At 45.5% G+C, this 16,801-nt stretch carries 15 protein-coding genes; 11 read left to right on the forward strand and 4 right to left on the reverse strand.

The window, feature by feature from the left end; all coding sequences use genetic code 11:
• Both APB76_RS15345 and APB76_RS15350 read right to left on the reverse strand, forming a co-directional pair.
• The gene (locus tag APB76_RS15345) at window positions 1–666 is read right to left on the reverse strand and encodes a PH domain-containing protein (RefSeq protein ID WP_054961825.1); all 666 of its coding nucleotides are present in this window, start codon (window positions 664–666) and stop codon (window positions 1–3) included.
• Between the two features lie 46 nt (window positions 667–712).
• Window positions 713–1,144: a c-type cytochrome gene (locus APB76_RS15350; protein ID WP_054961826.1), complete on the reverse strand. Its 432-nt coding sequence runs from the start codon at window positions 1,142–1,144 to the stop codon at window positions 713–715.
• 147 nt (window positions 1,145–1,291) lie between these two features.
• Here APB76_RS15350 and APB76_RS15355 point away from each other — a divergent pair, with 147 nt between their 5' ends.
• From APB76_RS15355 to APB76_RS15365, 3 genes are read left to right on the forward strand one after another with little or no spacing between them, the layout of a single operon-like run.
• Window positions 1,292–1,912, forward strand: coding sequence for a cytochrome b/b6 domain-containing protein (locus tag APB76_RS15355; protein ID WP_054961827.1), 621 nt, complete (start codon window positions 1,292–1,294; stop codon window positions 1,910–1,912).
• A 26-nt stretch (window positions 1,913–1,938) separates the two neighbouring features.
• Window positions 1,939–2,367 carry a MarR family winged helix-turn-helix transcriptional regulator gene (locus tag APB76_RS15360; RefSeq protein WP_054961828.1) on the forward strand — a complete coding sequence of 143 codons (429 nt, stop codon included), beginning with the start codon at window positions 1,939–1,941 and terminating at the stop codon, window positions 2,365–2,367.
• A gap of 33 nt (window positions 2,368–2,400) precedes the next feature.
• The gene (locus tag APB76_RS15365; RefSeq protein ID WP_054961946.1) at window positions 2,401–3,399 is read left to right on the forward strand and encodes a succinylglutamate desuccinylase/aspartoacylase family protein; all 999 of its coding nucleotides are present in this window, start codon (window positions 2,401–2,403) and stop codon (window positions 3,397–3,399) included.
• 9 nt (window positions 3,400–3,408) lie between these two features.
• Here APB76_RS15365 and APB76_RS15370 read toward each other — a convergent pair whose 3' ends face one another.
• The gene (locus tag APB76_RS15370) at window positions 3,409–5,241 is read right to left on the reverse strand and encodes an MFS transporter (protein WP_054961829.1); all 1,833 of its coding nucleotides are present in this window, start codon (window positions 5,239–5,241) and stop codon (window positions 3,409–3,411) included.
• 172 nt (window positions 5,242–5,413) lie between these two features.
• Between APB76_RS15370 and APB76_RS15375 the strand changes: the two genes are divergently transcribed.
• From APB76_RS15375 to APB76_RS15390, 4 genes are read left to right on the forward strand one after another with little or no spacing between them, the layout of a single operon-like run.
• The gene (locus tag APB76_RS15375; RefSeq protein WP_054961830.1) at window positions 5,414–6,313 is read left to right on the forward strand and encodes an ABC transporter six-transmembrane domain-containing protein; all 900 of its coding nucleotides are present in this window, start codon (window positions 5,414–5,416) and stop codon (window positions 6,311–6,313) included.
• Entirely contained in the window at window positions 6,303–7,442 is a 1,140-nt protein-coding gene (locus APB76_RS15380; RefSeq protein WP_054961831.1) for an efflux RND transporter periplasmic adaptor subunit, read from the forward strand. Before APB76_RS15375 ends, APB76_RS15380 begins: the two co-directional genes overlap by 11 nt.
• On the forward strand, window positions 7,442–10,534 hold the full coding sequence (locus APB76_RS15385) for an efflux RND transporter permease subunit (RefSeq protein ID WP_054961832.1): 3,093 nt from the start codon (window positions 7,442–7,444) through the stop codon (window positions 10,532–10,534). Before APB76_RS15380 ends, APB76_RS15385 begins: the two co-directional genes overlap by 1 nt.
• On the forward strand, window positions 10,531–11,502 hold the full coding sequence (locus tag APB76_RS15390) for a helix-turn-helix domain-containing protein (protein ID WP_054961833.1): 972 nt from the start codon (window positions 10,531–10,533) through the stop codon (window positions 11,500–11,502). Before APB76_RS15385 ends, APB76_RS15390 begins: the two co-directional genes overlap by 4 nt.
• 36 nt (window positions 11,503–11,538) lie before the next feature.
• On the opposite strand, the gene APB76_RS15395 is transcribed toward APB76_RS15390, so the two are convergent.
• Window positions 11,539–12,498, reverse strand: coding sequence for a nitrilase family protein (locus APB76_RS15395; protein WP_054961834.1), 960 nt, complete (start codon window positions 12,496–12,498; stop codon window positions 11,539–11,541).
• Between the two features lie 95 nt (window positions 12,499–12,593).
• Here APB76_RS15395 and APB76_RS15400 point away from each other — a divergent pair, with 95 nt between their 5' ends.
• The 4 genes from APB76_RS15400 to APB76_RS15415 all read left to right on the forward strand — a co-directional run bounded on the left by APB76_RS15400 (window position 12,594) and on the right by APB76_RS15415 (window position 16,557).
• Window positions 12,594–13,490: a LysR family transcriptional regulator gene (locus APB76_RS15400; RefSeq protein ID WP_054961835.1), complete on the forward strand. Its 897-nt coding sequence runs from the start codon at window positions 12,594–12,596 to the stop codon at window positions 13,488–13,490.
• Window positions 13,491–13,682: 192 nt separating this feature from the next.
• Window positions 13,683–15,056, forward strand: a complete 1,374-nt coding sequence (locus APB76_RS15405; protein ID WP_054961836.1) for a YjiH family protein — start codon at window positions 13,683–13,685, stop codon at window positions 15,054–15,056.
• A 279-nt stretch (window positions 15,057–15,335) separates the two neighbouring features.
• Window positions 15,336–16,049, forward strand: coding sequence for a hypothetical protein (locus APB76_RS15410; RefSeq protein WP_054961837.1), 714 nt, complete (start codon window positions 15,336–15,338; stop codon window positions 16,047–16,049).
• Window positions 16,050–16,083: 34 nt separating this feature from the next.
• Entirely contained in the window at window positions 16,084–16,557 is a 474-nt protein-coding gene (locus tag APB76_RS15415; protein ID WP_054961838.1) for a type III secretion system chaperone family protein, read from the forward strand.
• Window positions 16,558–16,801 lie beyond the last annotated feature (244 nt).

Below are 16,801 nucleotides of genomic sequence, written 5' to 3' on the forward strand. Positions count from 1 at the left end.
TTAGCGTTTTAAATCAAGCTTGTGGCCCAAGTGCTGAACCTGAATTGTCGCGTAGCCAAGCATAACTGCTTCAAACTGTTTACTTAGTTCTTGTGCATGCTTCGCATCTTTGGCAAGAAAGGCGACTGAGTAAATCGGGCGTACGATTCCGTCGTTAAGCTCTTGCGTATCTAGGTAAGATGACGTGACGAGCCCCGCCTGATTTAGACTGATCACACGTTGCAAGTCGATGCCTAGTACACGATCCATCTCTAGTGCTTCTATCCCTTTTTTCCATGTGATTGTTACTCCATAGTTGTTGTAAACAGGTGTATTGTCTAACCATTTTGAACCCATAGGCTGAATGTTTGCTATTTTGACCAGCTCCTTTTTGTAGAGTGGTAAATCCTTAAGTTTTTGTTCTACTTGTGCAGGGTTGTCTGCTTCGATAACAAAGCGCAGCATCTGTACGGAGCGGTTATCAATCTGGCTACGAGACACGAACATATCTTTGATTTCGCCTTGTTCCACGAGTTTGCCAAAGGCTGCTTTTTGCTCTGGCATGGTGTTAAGAACTTCTTCTGCATTGTCGGTGTTCCATTCGAGTGAGACACCGAAGTCTGCCGCGATTGTAAAAGTTGAAGCGAAAAGTGATGTGATGAGTGCTGCGGTAGTTAATGCTTTCATGTCATGTTCCTCTATGTAATTTGGATAAGTTATCGTTTGTGGTTGATTACCAGCGGGAGCGGTAGCTTCGGTGGCAGCTTTTACAGGTTTTTTGCGCGGAGTCTAAGCTAGACTCAGCAAGGGATAGGCTTTGTTGCTGACTGGCCTGATAAAGCTGTTCAAAGCCTTTATCCATTTGCAGCAACAGTTGATTAAATTTCTCGGGTTTGCTCCATACACTCTCTTTCGCTTTACTGCCTTGTTGGCTGCCAGTTGGAAACAGAGCTAATAGGCTTTGGCTATGGTTTTTCAACTGTGAACTGGTAGAACCAAGCTTACCCCACTCCGTATTTGAACCATCTAGGGTGCGGCTTGCACTCTTAACGAGTGCTTCTACTTGCTCAAAAACATGCTGCCTTTGTTCAATTTGCTGCGAGTAGTCTTGCGCGTTAACCAGTAGTGGGGCTGAGCACAGTAGGCTGACAATGACTTTGTTCATATTGGTCGTCTCTTCTTATCGTTTGATCATTTTCGATCATGGCGTGTTGTTGGGGTTTAATTTACACGGCAATAGTTGCAATTGCAACTATTGCTATGTAAATTAATGCAAATGAAATAAATAACCAAACAATTGAAGAGGCATCAAATGAAAGTATGGGATCTATCAACACGTTTATATCATTGGGCTCAAGCAGGACTATTTATGGCGCTATTGGCGAGTGGTTTTTCCGGTAATGGTCCGCATGTCCAGTTGGGTTTAGCTATTACGACCTTGATCATATGGCGGATAGTTTGGGGATTTGTTGGCAGTGAAACGAGCCGTTTTAGGCAGTTTCTGCGTTCACCAAAGAGTGTATTCAACTACCTATTGGGTAGGGAGTCATCGCGACCAGGTCATAACCCAGCGGGAGGATGGATGGTGCTAACCTTGCTCTGTGCTTTACTTGTTCAATGTATTTCAGGAATGGCTTTGGCGGGGTTGCTTGATAATTTGCCATATGCTGAAGTTTGGTTAACGGATTCAGTATTCTCTTTATTGGAAAGTGCGCACTTACTGTTGGCAAATCTCCTACCTGCATTAGTGGCTTTGCATGTTGGTGCAATTGTGTTCTACAAGTTGCGCTCCAAACCACTGACTTGGGCAATGGTAACTGGTCAGCAACGCTTTCTAAATCAAGAGAGCAGTGTGTTGCTAGTCTCGCAATGGCGCGCATTATTAGTGCTAGTTCTTTCTAGTTCAGTTACCATGGTATTAGTTTTATTCTAATTGCCTTGGGACAGAGCAGATCGCAAATGAGTGAAGAATTTGATAGACAACGGAGTTTTGGCTGGTTGATTAACGTAGTTGCTAACTTTGCTTCAAAGACATTTGATGCTGAACTAAAAAAACGTGGTTTGAGTATAGCCTTGTGGCCGACCTTAATGTGCTTGTGGGAAGAGGAGGGAGTTACGCAAAGAGAAATTGCTAAAAAGTCTAAAGTAGAGAACTCGACCACGACTCGAACTCTCGACAAGTTAGAAAATCTCGGTCTGGTAGAGCGACAAGCAGATCCGCAAAGCCGCCGCTCTTTTCGGATTTATTTAACTGAGAAAGGTCGAGCGTTAAGAGAAGAGTTAATTCCTATTCCTATTGGCATAAACAAAAGCATTCTCAGTGCTCTTGAACCTCATGAACGTGATGAAATTGTCCGTTTACTACAAAAACTGGTTGATGAAGTGTAACTTGTTAGAGGCCGTATGGAGGTGGAGAATAAAATGACCAAGCCACTCAATGAATGTATTGTGCCTATGTACCCAACTATTCAAGCGCTAGACGTCAACGCGCTTGAGGCGGGAGAGCATAAATTCTGGTTTGCGGTGGCAACAGACGCGATTGGTCATCCGCAAACTTTGCCCGTTAGAGTGTTTAAAGGGGCTAAGCCCGGAAAACGCATTGTGATTACGGCGGGTGTACATGGCGATGAGCAAAATGGTATTTTAACGGCGCAAAAGCTTGCCCGAGAGCTAGAGGGCAAAGCGATTTCTGGCTGCGTTACTATCGTTCCGGCGGTTAACTTATCGGGCATTGCTCGCCACAGTCGCGATTTTCACTCTGCGGCACCAGACAGTTCATCGGCGAATCTTAATCGTATATTCCCTGGTAACCCAAATGGCGATGATGCCAGTCGCTATGCCTATAACCTGTGGGAAAATTTGCTCAAGCCAAATGCCGATTTAGCGATTGATCTTCATTCCCAAACTAGTGGTAGTGCTTATCCACTTTATGCGTTTGCTGATTACCGAATTGATGATGCGATTCGGATGGCGAGGCTGATCAACCCTGATGTGATACTTAATGACCCCGGTGACCCTGGAATTCTTGAAACTGTCTATAACCGAGCGGACATTCCATCTATTACGATCGAGGTGGGGGTTGGCCGTTACACAGATCTAGAGATGGTTGATAGAGCAACGCTGGGCGTGTTGAACGTACTGCGCTCTTACGAGATGCTGGAAGGAGAAGTACAGACGGCGCAAGAGCAATGCATTGAGGGAAATACCATCACCAGTGTGAGGGCAGAGCAAGGTGGCTTTGTGATTTGTCATGTTGAGTTATTGGAAAGTGTCGAACAAGACCAAAAACTCGCTACGCAATACAATAGCTTTGGTGATGAATTACAAACTTACTACTCACCTTCAAGCGGAACTGTGATCAGCCATAATGTGGAATCGGTTCGTGCACCGGGTTCGCTAGTGGTTCGATTGATAAAGTAAACCCGACAACTATGGCGTGTCAGGGTTGATCTGCTCTTCGTGTTCTTGAATAGATTGCTCAACTAGCTGAGTAATCTCTTCTACTTGCTCGGGAGCAGATTCCGCAATCGTACTAATAAACTCTTCGACCGATTCATTAATATCACTTTCCTCTCGGTCTGCAAGCCGTAGGTTTTGGTTGGTTTCAACCATATTGGCGACTAGTTCCTGACTGAATTCGGCCAACTTCTCCGGAGATTGTTCTGCGAGTGTTTCAACCAAGTTGTTTGGTTGCTCTTCCATGGCATCACTGATGGCCACCAAGATCTGCATGGTATTCTCTGGTTCTTTCTCAATCAGCCATTCAACGATCTCATCGACCTGATCAGGCTCTGATTCCGCGAGTTTTTTAGCGATTTCAACCGAGAGGTCTGGGTTGGTCAGGGTAAGAGAGCGAAACAGCACCACCGTATCTATGTTATCAAGCTGTGCGGCTTTTTCTGCTAAAGAGGCAGCCCATTCAGGGTTTTGGTTTGAGAGTCCACGAATCAATGCGATTGCTTTACTCGGGTGCTCTTTTGCCAATGACTCAACTTGTTCCCAAGCTTCATCCACATACAATGAATAATCTTGATACTCGGTACGTGGATCGAGGTCTTCATGGATTGAAGCTGGGGTATGCATGACAAAGCTTTCTTGCTCTTCAACAGGAAGTGCTTGTCTGACCGACATTCGGTAGACGGTAAACACGATTAAGCCAAGATCGACAAATATCAAAAAACCGAACAGTGCGCTGTCTTCAAACCTTTCCATGATCATAGCCGCAGAGAATGGGCCTATAATTGAACCAATGGCATAGACACACAGTAAACCTGATAAAACAGGAACTAGTTGAGCCTTTAGCGCACGATCAAAGGTTTCTGAAATACTAAGTGGATACAAGCAAGCGATTAATCCCATCGTCATTGCGACCAAGATAAGTGGTGCGATTTGCCATTGATATTGCATTGAGACGGGTAAAGAAAAGCTGGCAATAGCGAGCACGAAACAGCCTGCTAAGATCACTTTTCTGCGTTCAAATATATCCGACAAATAACCCATTGGCAGTTGCAACAGAATCCCGCCTGCTGTCGCTGCCCCCATAAATACGGATAACTCAAATCCCGTGATACCTTGCCTGTCAGCATAGACAGGTAACATGTTAGCGATGGTTGAATAGAGAATGCCACACACGAAACAGGTCATAAAACCCAGTGGTGACAAAGTATAGATATCCTTCAATGGGATAGATTCGGTCTGCTCTATTTGTGGCTCAAAGTGAGAAACGAACACAACAGGTGAGACCGAAATACTAAAAAGCACCCCACATAGAATAAACAGCGTGGTTTCACTGGGTGGCGCTAGGGCTAAGCCAAATTGACCCAAGGTTATCGCACTCAAGATCACCACCTGGTTGACGGCTAAGATCTTGCCACGATTAGACTCGGTCGACACGCTGTTGAACCATGTATCTAGTGTTGCGGTAGCACAAGCGATACAAAACCCCATCACAGCACGCATAATGGCCCAAAGCCAAATCTCTGAGCTAAGCCCCATGATCAAGATGGCGCTAGCACCTAAGCTACCACACATGGCAAAGGTTCTGACTAAGCCAATTTGACGCAGTACTCGCTTACCAATTATAGCGCCAAGCAGAAAACCGACAGAGTACATCGAAAGTACAAAACCAATTGATTGCACTCCGACTTGCTCATCGGCTAGTTTCACAGGAAGGAGGATGCCACTTAAGCCATGACTGCTCATCAGCAAAAACGAGCTGATAAAAAGTAGGGTGAGTGGTCTTAGCGTCGCCGTTAAAGTCATAGCTTTGATTTAAAGGCAAAAAAGAGCCATTTACAAGCCATTTGTAAAAGGGTGTGTTGGTTTTGTGTTGCGTTTTGGGTGGTGTGCTCAAATGATCAAAACAGCAATCTGGGACACTCTTTCTTGAGATGAATTGGCAATACTAACGCCAAATTCATTCACAGGAACAATGATGTCTGACCGCTTCCAAGTAACACTTCAATCCACCATTGGCTTAGAGCCCTTCAAAGTAGCGCTTACTTGGTTCATGGTGCTGGTGGAAAACGTGATGCTGATATTACTGCCACTCGCGATAGGCTACGCGATTGATGGTGTATTAAATCATGACATGCAACCCTTAGTTCACTTTGCTTTTCTGCTGCTGTTCGTCGTAGCTGTTGGTGTTCTGCGTCGTTTTTATGATACCCGAGTTTATGGCCGTATTCGCTTTAAGTTAGCCAGATTGGTTGAGCGTAACTTAGAACACGCGCCAGTGTCAGTGCGTAGTGCGCGCTTAACCATGTCTCGTGAGCTGGTGGACTTCTTAGAAGATGATTTGCCGGCGTTAATGACGGCAGTGGTACAGCTTGTTGCTACCGTTGTTATCCTCGCTGCATTCCACCTATATCTTGCTCTGAGTGTCTTGGCGTCGGGTATCTGCATCTTGATTATATACGGCTTGTTTCATGGCACTTTCACTCGCTTAAATGGTGCGCTAAACGATCAGCTTGAACTTCAGGTTACGGCGTTGAACAGCGGCAGGTTTGCTACCATACGCGGGCATTTCAAACGCCTTATGAGTTGTGAAATAAAATTGTCTGATACCGAAGCTATAGCTTATGGATTGATTTTTATTGTCTTACTAAGTGCGGTGCTGATCAATTTATGGATGGTCAGTGTGTTGGTCGAGCCAAGCGTTGGAACGGTGTTTTCCATCGTTACTTACTCTATTGAATTTGTACAGGCTGCGATCGTTTTGCCTATCACACTCCAAACGTTGTCTCGATTAGCAGAGATTACTCAACGTCTTAATGTTTCATCAAAGGCTGAGGCCGAAACCCCTAACCAACAGGAGATTTCTTATGAAGGTTAAATCTATCTTCGCTGTCGCGTTAGGCGTAAGCGCTATCTTCGCTGCCTTGGTTTTGGTTGATTACTTAGAGCCGCAGCCGACTCCGATTAAAGAGAAGGCGGAGCAGAAAGCACCAGTTTCAATTATTGAGGTGATGCCGCAAGCTCATAAATCGTCTTTGACTTTACTTGCCACCACAACAGCAAGGTGGCCGATTCAACTTAAAGCGTCGAGCACCGCTCAACTCGCTTGGTTAGATTCTCAATTAGAGCCGGGGGTGACGGTGGCGAAAGGGGATATTCTCGCCAAGCTAGAGACCAGTGCGTTAGCGTCAAATTTGGCGCAAGCGAAAAGCCAAGTAACGCAAGCTGAGCTTAACCTCAAGCAGGCGAAACACGAACAGACAGTGGCTTTGAAAATGTTGTCAGCTAAAACCAGCTCACCTTTTGCACGCAGAGAGCCGCAAGTGGCGGCAGCGAAAGCGGAGTTAGACAGAGCACAGCAAGCGCTGCAGAGCGCCAACAAGCTACTAAGTGAAGCCAATATAGTGGCACCATTTGACGCGATTATATTACGACGCATGATTAGCCCGGGCGAGTGGTTAGAGTCAGGACAAGTGCTGTTTGAGTTAGCGGCGAGCGATTCAGTTGATGTGGCGCTGCCCGTCTCAGATCTCCACTGGCAGAAAGTACAAGGCGCGTTGAGCAAACCAGAAATATCGGTATCAAACAGAGCAGGGCAGCATTGGCCTGCTAAGGTTCGCTATGTTGCCCCTCAAGCCGATGCCAACACTCGTCAACGTCAGGTGGTGCTAGCAGTCAGCGAGCCTTATGCAGAAAAGGAAAAGTTGTTGCCTAATCAGCAAGTTAAAGTTGACGTGAGTTTAGGTAATCAGCAGAGCATTGTGACCTTGCCGCTTAGCGCCTTAACACGTGATGGCTTTGTTTGGACTTTAGATAACCAAGATAGATTACGGAAAGAGTGGGTAACGCTGGTTGGTCAGCAGCAAGATCAAGTGTTCGTTCGTTTTGACAAGCAGAGTGATCAGTCTCGTCGAGTGGTGGTTTATCCTTTGATTTCGATGTTGGTTGGTAAGCAAATGGCACCTCACATCATGACTGAAATGACGGCCAAATTGAGGAGTGAATAATGAACTGGTTAACCAAGTGGTTTATTAACAACTCGGTCGGCGCTAACTTGCTGATGCTAGCCATCATCGCAAGTGGCGTGATGGCATTTGGACAGTTACGCGTTGAGTCATTTCCGCAGATTGCTCCATCTTCTATATCTATTACAGTGGCTTATCCCGGTGGAAGCGCTAAGCAAATAGACGAAAGCATCACTCAGCGTATCGAAGAGTCCATCAGTGGTATTGCAGGAATCAACCAGATCACCAGTCAATCTAGCGCGGGTCAGTCGAGTGTTGTGGTGCGCAAAACCAGTAGCACGGATTTGAACAAACTCTTGGATGACGTACGTAATCGCGTCAATGCCATTAATGGTTTTCCTGCTCAAGCAGAAAGACCACAAGTGGTGCGCAATGAGTTTACTAATTTAGCGGCTTTCGTCGTGGTGTCGGGTGACCGCAGTGATGAGCAGCTTCAGCCAATCGCGCGCCAAGTCGAGCAAGCATTAAAGAGTAATTCACGGATCTCAAAAGTCAGTAACTGGGGCTCACGTGCTCCTCAGTTGATTATTGAGCCTCGTCCTGCAGAGTTAAAAAAACTCGGCATGACCTTGGATAATCTTGCCAACACGATTAACCAAATGTCACTGGAGTCACGAACGGGCGAGTTAGTCAGTGATAAAGGAAGAATGGTGATTCGTGGTGACGGTTATGCCGACGACTTACAGAAACTAAAGCAACTAGTAGTGGTGTCTAGGCCATCAGGTACGGTTTATCTGGGCGATATAGCCACACTCACTAGAGATTACGAAACAAGCGGCGCAATCGTAAGAAACAATGGTTCTAATGCCATTGCTTTGTTGGTCAGCACTAGCCAAACCGATAATCTACTTAAAGTGAGCTCAGCGATTGAAGAGACGTTAGCTGAGCAACAGCGAATTCTACCTAACGATATCGAGCTCAATGTGATGGCTGATATGGCGCCTTATATCGAGGAGCAGCTATTTCGACTCGGGGATAATGCATGGCAAGGTCTATTGATTGTCGTCGTTTTACTGGGAATCTTTTTAGAGCTTAAACTGGCTTTTTGGGTCGCGGTTGGGATCCCAGTTGCGCTAGCAGGTACGTTAGGTGCAATGCAAATTGCCAATTACAGCATCAACGATATTACGCTATTTGGCTTTATCTTAGTGTTGGGTATTTTGGTTGATGATGCCGTTGTTGTCGGTGAAGCCATTCATGAAAAGCGCTCTCAATACAAGAGTGGCAAAGAAGCGGCGTGGCATGGTGTCCACTCTGTGTCTGTGGCGACTGTCTTTGGCGTCTTGACCACCATAGCCGCGTTCTCTCCTATGCTGTGGATCAATAATGACTTTGCCAAAATACTGGCTGGTTTTTCGGCAGTGGTGATTTTCGCGCTAATTTTCTCTTTGATTGAAAGTAAGTTTATTTTGCCATCGCATTTGGCGCAGCTCTCTACGCATAAACAAGGAAAGGGGATAATCGCTAAGATTCAATCCACTGCACAAGGCGGGCTGACTTGGTTTAATCAACGTGTTTATAAACCTGCGCTTGAGGCAGTACTGGAATACAAACTTGCTAGTTTGATGGGCTTTATCGCCATGATCGTGTTGGCTTACGGAATGTGGTCGACTGGAACGATTCGCAGTGCGATTTTTCCTGAAATTCCGGGGCGTTACATTACCGCGAAAGTGGCGTTGGAAGATGGTGCTCCGCTACCTTTGCAAAAGCAAGCATTGGATAAGATTGAGCAGTCAATGCTCACTGTCGAGCAACATCTTCAAGCCGATTACTCACTTAGCAAACCACCGATCGTTAACCTGTTAGCATGGTCTGATGGATATGGCGAGATTGAGGTAACGGCAGAGTTGACTAGTGAGTCTCTTAGCATACTCCCTGGCAACCTATTGACTGACAGTTGGCGACAACAAGTAGGCGCGATTGAAGGGGCTTACTCTGTTGAGTTTAGTGCTGCAGAAGCGCCTGCTGGTGGAACCTTTATTTCTATATCATCTCGCGATAGAGAGCTAGCAAAACGCGTGGCGATTGAATTGGGTGATGCCTTGTCAGTGCTACCGGGTGTTGCCGATGTATTCGATGATGGTAAAGGCGGACAGCCACAGGTTCGCTTGGTGCTTAATGAGTTTGGTCACCAGCTTGGCTTAACGCAGGACAAATTGGCTAAACTGGCGGGTGAGGCCTATGGCGAGCGTGAAATTCACCGTCTTTTAGAACAAGGCCAAGAAACGAAAGTATTGCTTAAATACCCAAGGGATGCGCGTAAGACCTTGGCGCAGTTAGAGCAATCACAGGTGATGTTAGCAGGCGGAAAAACCGTTCTGTTAGGCGATATCGCTGAGTTTCAGCATGAGCAGCAACCTCAGATCTTGTATCGTAGAAACCGAGAGCAGGTGGTGAATCTCTATTGGAAGCAAAATCGCGACATACAGGCTCCCGAGCAGACTATGACTCAACTGACAAAACGGATTGAACAACTTGAACTTCAATACCCTGGCGTGAAAATAAAAGCGGGTGGAGAGTTTGAGGAGATCAGTGAAGTCTCCGATGGATTTAAATCGGCAATGATTCTGACCATCTTATTGATTTACATCTTGTTAGCGGTTCCTCTTAAGTCTTATTGGCAACCGTTTATCATTATGGCAGTTATTCCTTTTGGTTTTGCTGGGGCGATATTTGGCCACTACATTATGGATTTGCCCATCAGTCTGTTATCTATGTTCGGCATGATGGCGATGACAGGGATCGTGATTAACGATTCATTGGTTTTGATTACTCGTTTCAATCATGAATACCGTGATGGAATGCCTCTTAAGCAAGCATTGGTGACAGCAGGTACGAGTCGCCTGAGAGCTATTTTCTTGACCACGATTACGACGGTTTGCGGCTTGCTGCCATTGTTGAGTGAGACGGCAGAACAAGCCCAATACCTTAAACCTGCCGCAGTATCATTGGTGTTTGGCGAGTTATTTGCTACAGCGGTTACTTTATTATTGATACCGATACTACTCGGACTGACTAGTCGTAAGCAGGCTAAACAGACGCAAGAACAACTGGTGATGGATGCAGTGCAATGAGCAAGGTATTTGATTTAATCGAACAAGCGGGCGATAGTGATTTTATTGATCTAAAAGGACCGAGTGCGATGGCAGAAAATGAAAAGCAGCCCTTCTTGCTGGTTCCCGAGATAGCCTTGCTAGAGCCGCTGCCTGAGCATCTGCGTAAGCGATTTTCACACGCCTTGTATTTAATGCATAAAGAACTTGATGAGCACAGAACTTGGGAGCAAATCGCGACGGCCAGTGCGATTTCTCCCTATCATTTTCACCGTCAATTTACCGAGCTGTTTAACGAAACCCCCGGGCAATACTTAAGTCGTTTAAGGTTGCAGGTGTCGGTTAGCTTACTGATGAACAATGATCCTTGGAGTGTGACAGAGATTGCTCAATATTGTGGGTTTTCTTCTTCTCAAGCTCTGGGTAAAGCGCTTAAGCGAGAGCTTGGTGTGACGGCTAAGCAAGTACGTAAAATGGGTTGTGAATTAACGCCGCGAGAATCTGCTGCATTTATCCGTCAACTCGGCCATCCGGGGAAAGATATCCCTCTAGAAAACGAATTGGCTCAGTCTATACCAACAGAGCTGATCTGGTATCCGAAGCGGGGGATGAAAAAGCTGTCTATGGTTGACCCAGATTGGGACAGCGTGATGGAAATCTATGGTGAGAAATCGGTTCGTTTGATGGGAGCCACCCCGGTTAATCAACTAGAGCAAAGCTGGGATCAAATCGATACCTATATTGGCGACTGGCAAGTTGAAGAACAAAAGTATGACTTTATTCTGCCTGAAGGTTACTACTTATGCAGTGATGTTTACCTAGTCTCTGACGCTGGTTACAGTGCCGCTCTTGAAGCTTTGTTTGATATCGCGCTGAAAAAGCAGCTTGAGATTGATGAAGACGGCTTTTTCGTCGAAATGATACGTTATATAGAGCTGACAGAAGTGGGCGGCGTCACTTTCTCTTTTCAGATCCCAATCGTTAAGTGACCTTAGAGGCTAGCTCTAAGGTCAGATAGCGGTGAACTATTTTTCGTTAAACCGGGCATGATAAGGGTCGAGCTCATAGCCTTGTCGCTCGGTAAGCTCACGATAAAGCTCTGGTCTGCGCCCCCTTATCCAACGCCTACCTGTACACATATCAAGCTCTTTGGGATCAAGGTCGGCAATGATCATCGCGTTGTCTATCGCGTCAGTTTCAACCATGGTTTCACCGTAAGGGTTTAGGATCATCGCATTGCCTGTCCTCACTTCATCCATATCAACGCCAACACCATTGCTAAATATCAGAAACAGTCCATTGTCGTGCGCTCGGGCAGGCAGCCAACGCATTAGCCAAGCGCGTCCTTTTCGCCCCTGCATTTCAGTTCGGATGGTTTCCGGGTCTTTATGTCGGTTAAGCCAAAGCTGCGGGTCGATCCTTCCCATCGCGTTCGGGCTACGTGAATGGCAACCTCCTGTCTGGTGAGGGGCAAGCAGAACGTCTGCGCCTTTGAGTGCTGTCATCCTTACGTTCTCAACTAAGTTGTTATCCCAACAGATCAATATGCCAACTCGCCAACCTTGCGGGGTTTCAACCACTGTGTATTGGTCGCCACTACTCATGTGCGGGCTGACAAAGGTATGCAGTTTTCGGTGCTTGGTGATGTTGCCGTTCGGCATCGCTAGGATAAAGGTATTGTAGAGACAGCCTTGCTCATCAATTTCAATCAACCCGACACCAATGTTGATCCCCGTTTGCTTGGAAAGTGACAAAATCTGCTGGCTAGAACTGCCTGCCGGAATAGGTTCAGCAAGTTGAACGATTTGCTCTCGGTTCAGTTTAGAAACATGCCAGTAGCCTGAAATACACATTTCTGGGAAGCAGATAAGCTCAACCCCTTGTGCTTGAGCGCTTTTTACATAGTGCTCAATCACAGCAAGATTATACGCTTTATCCCCAGGGTGATGATTAAATTGAACGGATGCGACACGTAACTTTTCCACGGAGATTCCTTACTTGATAAAAACTGGTTGTGAGTTTAAGAAAACTATTTCATTCCATATAATGAAATAAATTATCTGTTCAATAAGGGTTTGGAATGGAAGTTGAGTTGCTCAAAACATTCTGCATTTTGGCTGAGAGCCAAAACTACCGCTTGGCATCGGAGAGGCTGTTTCTCACGCAACCTGCCATTACCAAGAAAATTCAACGTTTAGAAACCAAAGTGGGTGCTCCACTATTTGAGCGTGGTCGCCATGGTGCGCGTTTGACCGCTGCAGGTCAGTCGCTGTTGCCCGAGGCTCAACGTCTGCTGCGTCAATTTGAGCAGTTCGACACCCTGTCGCAGCGAGTATCTTCTGGGTTGTATGGAAGTTTGAAAATCGGCTTTGGAGTTTCAACCTACCATGAGGCGCCTCGTTTTGTGGCTGCATATAAACAGCGCTATCCCGACGTCAATATTGTGCTGAACGACATTCCTTCCCAAACCCAACTAGACCAACTGCAAAGTTGTGAGCTCGATGTAAGCTTCAATCGCATTGCGAGCGATAGTCAGTTCAAAACCTTACCTCTGTTTGATGATCAATTGGTGGTCGCCATTCATCGAGATGAAGACATTGACGAGCAAGAGCTTTGGCATTCGTTAGCTCGGCATAACTATTTAAAATTGGCGACTAATCGAGGCCCAGGGCTCAGCCGACAAATAGAGGGCTACCTCGCAGCTAATCAACAGGAGTTAACCATTGCCCAAGAAGCGGATGACATCTTAACGCTACTCGCATTAGTCTCCGCGCGACTGGGATTTACCATTGTTCCTCAAAGCGCTCAAGCGATCAGCAATCCACATGTGCGTTTTATTCCATTGGAAGGGGAGTATGCCCATTGGCCTATCGGTTTGGTGTGGTTACCGCAATCACCCAATGCACTGCTAGATAATTTTGTTGAGTTAGTGACAGAGCTAAACTCGCGAGGAGGTGACGCCAGATACGCACAGTAAGTAGTGAGGTATTCTTTAGTGTTATGTTTTGTTGTTTAGTTATTGTTATAGATGTTATGTTTGACTTTTTATTTATTAATGGTGAATAGAATTGCAATTTTAGCTTGTATTGGATTTTTTAGGATATATAATCGCTCATATTGAAGATTTATTCACTTTAAGTGAAATTGTAGTCATCTAGGGAGTAGTCAGATGAGCGATACACTTCTCGTCGAAGAGAACCACAAAACTAACCGGAATCTGCTGATGTTTGCGATTCCATCATTGCTAGGATTATTCTTTTTCCTTGCTCCGCTAACATACGACGGTAACTTTACCTTCCCACTGGCTTTAATGGCTAAAGGGGTTAAAGCGCTGCTAGGGGATGCGATTTTACCGACGGTCACTGGCGTGATCTGTTTTTCAGCTTTTGCATCATTTGCCGCAAGTCTTTTAAAGCCAACTTTTGTTACGCAATCTTATCTGCTTACAAGACTTTTCATTCTGACGCCGACCTGGTTAGTGATTCGTTCGTTAGGTGCGTTGTTTACGCTACTGGCGTTGCATCAAATCGGGCCAGAGATCATCTGGAACGGTAACACGGGTGGTCTAGTTTTAAATGACTTGCTGCCATCGCTATTGGTGACTTTCTTCCTTGCGGGATTATTGCTTCCTCTATTGCTTAACTTTGGTCTGCTAGAGCTATTGGGTACGTTACTGAGTAAGTTTATGCGCCCTGTTTTCCGTCTACCGGGTAGAGCGGCGATTGACTGTATGTCTTCATGGTTAGGCGACGGTACGGTCGGTGTTATCTTAACTAGCAAGCAGTATGAAGATAAGAAATACACAGCGCGTGAAGCCGCGGTGGTTGCAACTATGTTCTCGCCAGTGGGTATTTCATTCTCGCTTGTGGTACTGACTCAAGTTGGATTAGCGAACTACTTTGTACCGTTTTACTTTGCTATCTGTTTGTCTGGCGTTGCCGCGGCGATGGTGATTCAATTCCTGCCACCTCTATCTTACAAGAAAGATCTCTACATTGATGGTAGTGTGCCGAATCGAAATGATGAATTGGTTCCGGCTGGTAAATCCACTCTAGGTTTTGGTATGGAGTTAGCGCTGAAACGTGCCGACAAAGTCAAAAGCTTAGGTTCAGTGGCTAAAGAAGGTGTGCATAACGCGCTAGATATGGTGTTTGGTGTTCTTCCTGTTGTTATGGCGATTGGCACGCTAGGTTTGGTGGTTGCGGAAGCGACGCCATTGTTCTCGATGCTGGGTGCTCCATTTGTACCCCTACTAGAGCTGCTCAATGTGCCAGAAGCAGCGGCGGCGGCAGAAACTATGCTGGTGGGCTTTACTGATATGTATGTCCCTTCAATCATCGCGGCGTCATCTGTGAATGCTGATTTAACCAAGTTTGTTGTTGCAGCGCTGTCTGTTACTCAGTTGATTTTCATGTCAGAGACAGGCTCAGTTATCCTAAGCAGTAAGGTGCCAATTAACTTCCTAGAATTGGTAGCCATTTTCCTACTACGTACTTTAGTTACACTACCTATTATCGTTCTAGTTGCTCACGCGATCTTCTAATCGAACTGAACTGTTCAGCCCTAAAAGCCCGACAAATAGCTGTTTGTCGGGCTTTTTCTTTTTCACAAGCTTACAGAATCCTCTTTTCACCTATCCCCTTTCTCCTATTCTATACCTTGTTTTTAGACAATGAATGTATTGCTAATAATATGATTATATTGGAGTTTTCTAACTTTTATCGATTCTAAAATAGCTCGGCCGTTACTGATAACAATCGTTTTGATTTGGGGCTAAGGTATATATCAAATCAAGATAAACCTCGCAGTAAGGAAGAATTCAATGTCGATTAGTGGTGTTAATCCCGCAATTACAAACGCGGTCAGCAATAACTTACAGATTGATAAAGTAAACACGGGTGAAGAACAGAAATTCCACCTTAACTTAGGTACGGGTAAAGATTACACCATCACCGTGGATGGAAGTGGGCAGGTATCTGCAACTCGAGATTTAGGGCATTTATCAAAGACAGGACGTATTAAAAACGCGGTCGTTGATTTTTTCAGCAGGGCTGCCAATAAGAATGAGAGCGCATTCACAACTAGAGCCACTCAGATAAAATCAGAAGTACAAAAGCAGTTAACAGAGGCCATCCCTGTACAAAATTTGGTGAAGGCAGCGTTTAGCCAGACTGCCAGTGATTTTAAGAATGATGCCCAGTTTTTAAAGCCAGGTACCGACCCATCGAAAGCAACATTTGACGATGTCACTGACGCCAACAAGGCACGTTTAGGCCTAGAAAATATGGATAGCGGTGCACTAGAGTTTATCAACCAGAACTTCTCTAGCTTTATTGTTGGCAAAGATGCGATTTTTAGTCGTCTGACCGATGAGTATTTACAGCAAGCCCCTGCTTTAGCCGGTGACCAGAAGAAACTGGTTGAACTAAGAAATCACTGTGAAGACCTCAGCCATAAAGTTAATGCGGAATTTAACGCTCAGTTTATTGCGCCTTACGAGCAGCAGAAGGGCAATGATTTGCAGCTCAGCATGTAAATAGTAAGCAGTGAATTAGCAGGAGTTATTACCGTTGGATATATATAAAAAGATACTCGCTGAGCTTGCAGTCGAGCCGTTGAGTTTTGATGAGAATCAAGTCTGTTGTTTTGAAGTGCAGCCTACAGAAAGCCCAGAAAACCTCCCTTATGTTGTTAATATCGTCGGCAACACCGTGCTACACGAGTTAGCTATCTCTGTAACGACAACAGTGGCTATTCCGAGTCAGATACCTAAACAGCTTTTCACTTTGTTCGCGGAATACGCGATGGGCCCTCTTCGCGGTGAGCCCGGTATCGGTGTTTTTTCAGGTACTGAACAGGCATCCGTTTTCACCACGGTCAGATTGGTAGATTATCGTTCTGGCCTGATTCAGGAAACACTAACAGAGCTTCTTGACAAAGCCCTTGAATGGGATCAGATCCTGTCAGTGGATGAAGCTCCAGATCAGGAACAGGAAACAGTATCTGCTGCTCACTCTTTCAGATCCAGTAATATCAGAGTCTGAATAACGGTTTCTAGCTATGCTCTATAGACTGATACCAATAATATATCCACCTTGTCAGGGGCAAGGTGGAGTCCTTCTAATGACTTATTTCCCAGTTGGATTATTCTTCCACTATTGCTGAACTTCGGTCTGCTTGAGCTTCGTGTTAGTTGTTTGAATTGCAATTGTAGTTCTGGTTTGACCTGTTATCTAACTCTCGCACTGCTCCCCTATTTGACAGTGAAAGATCTTTAACTCATTGAAT

Source organism: Vibrio bivalvicida (assembly GCF_001399455.2).
Taxonomy (GTDB): domain Bacteria; phylum Pseudomonadota; class Gammaproteobacteria; order Enterobacterales; family Vibrionaceae; genus Vibrio; species Vibrio bivalvicida.

What these genes read in the sequence shown, in the direction of transcription:
- APB76_RS15405 (WP_054961836.1), top strand. Translation starts at nt 13,683, where the DNA reads ATGAGCGATACACTTCTCGTCGAAGAGAACCACAAAACTAACCGGAAT.
- APB76_RS15345 (WP_054961825.1), bottom strand. Translation starts at nt 666, where the DNA reads ATGAAAGCATTAACTACCGCAGCACTCATCACATCACTTTTCGCTTCA.
- APB76_RS15370 (WP_054961829.1), bottom strand. Translation starts at nt 5,241, where the DNA reads ATGACTTTAACGGCGACGCTAAGACCACTCACCCTACTTTTTATCAGC.
- APB76_RS15410 (WP_054961837.1), top strand. Translation starts at nt 15,336, where the DNA reads ATGTCGATTAGTGGTGTTAATCCCGCAATTACAAACGCGGTCAGCAAT.
- APB76_RS15350 (WP_054961826.1), bottom strand. Translation starts at nt 1,144, where the DNA reads ATGAACAAAGTCATTGTCAGCCTACTGTGCTCAGCCCCACTACTGGTT.
- APB76_RS15400 (WP_054961835.1), top strand. Translation starts at nt 12,594, where the DNA reads ATGGAAGTTGAGTTGCTCAAAACATTCTGCATTTTGGCTGAGAGCCAA.
- APB76_RS15375 (WP_054961830.1), top strand. Translation starts at nt 5,414, where the DNA reads ATGTCTGACCGCTTCCAAGTAACACTTCAATCCACCATTGGCTTAGAG.
- APB76_RS15365 (WP_054961946.1), top strand. Translation starts at nt 2,401, where the DNA reads ATGACCAAGCCACTCAATGAATGTATTGTGCCTATGTACCCAACTATT.
- APB76_RS15390 (WP_054961833.1), top strand. Translation starts at nt 10,531, where the DNA reads ATGAGCAAGGTATTTGATTTAATCGAACAAGCGGGCGATAGTGATTTT.
- APB76_RS15360 (WP_054961828.1), top strand. Translation starts at nt 1,939, where the DNA reads ATGAGTGAAGAATTTGATAGACAACGGAGTTTTGGCTGGTTGATTAAC.
- APB76_RS15355 (WP_054961827.1), top strand. Translation starts at nt 1,292, where the DNA reads ATGAAAGTATGGGATCTATCAACACGTTTATATCATTGGGCTCAAGCA.
- APB76_RS15380 (WP_054961831.1), top strand. Translation starts at nt 6,303, where the DNA reads ATGAAGGTTAAATCTATCTTCGCTGTCGCGTTAGGCGTAAGCGCTATC.
- APB76_RS15385 (WP_054961832.1), top strand. Translation starts at nt 7,442, where the DNA reads ATGAACTGGTTAACCAAGTGGTTTATTAACAACTCGGTCGGCGCTAAC.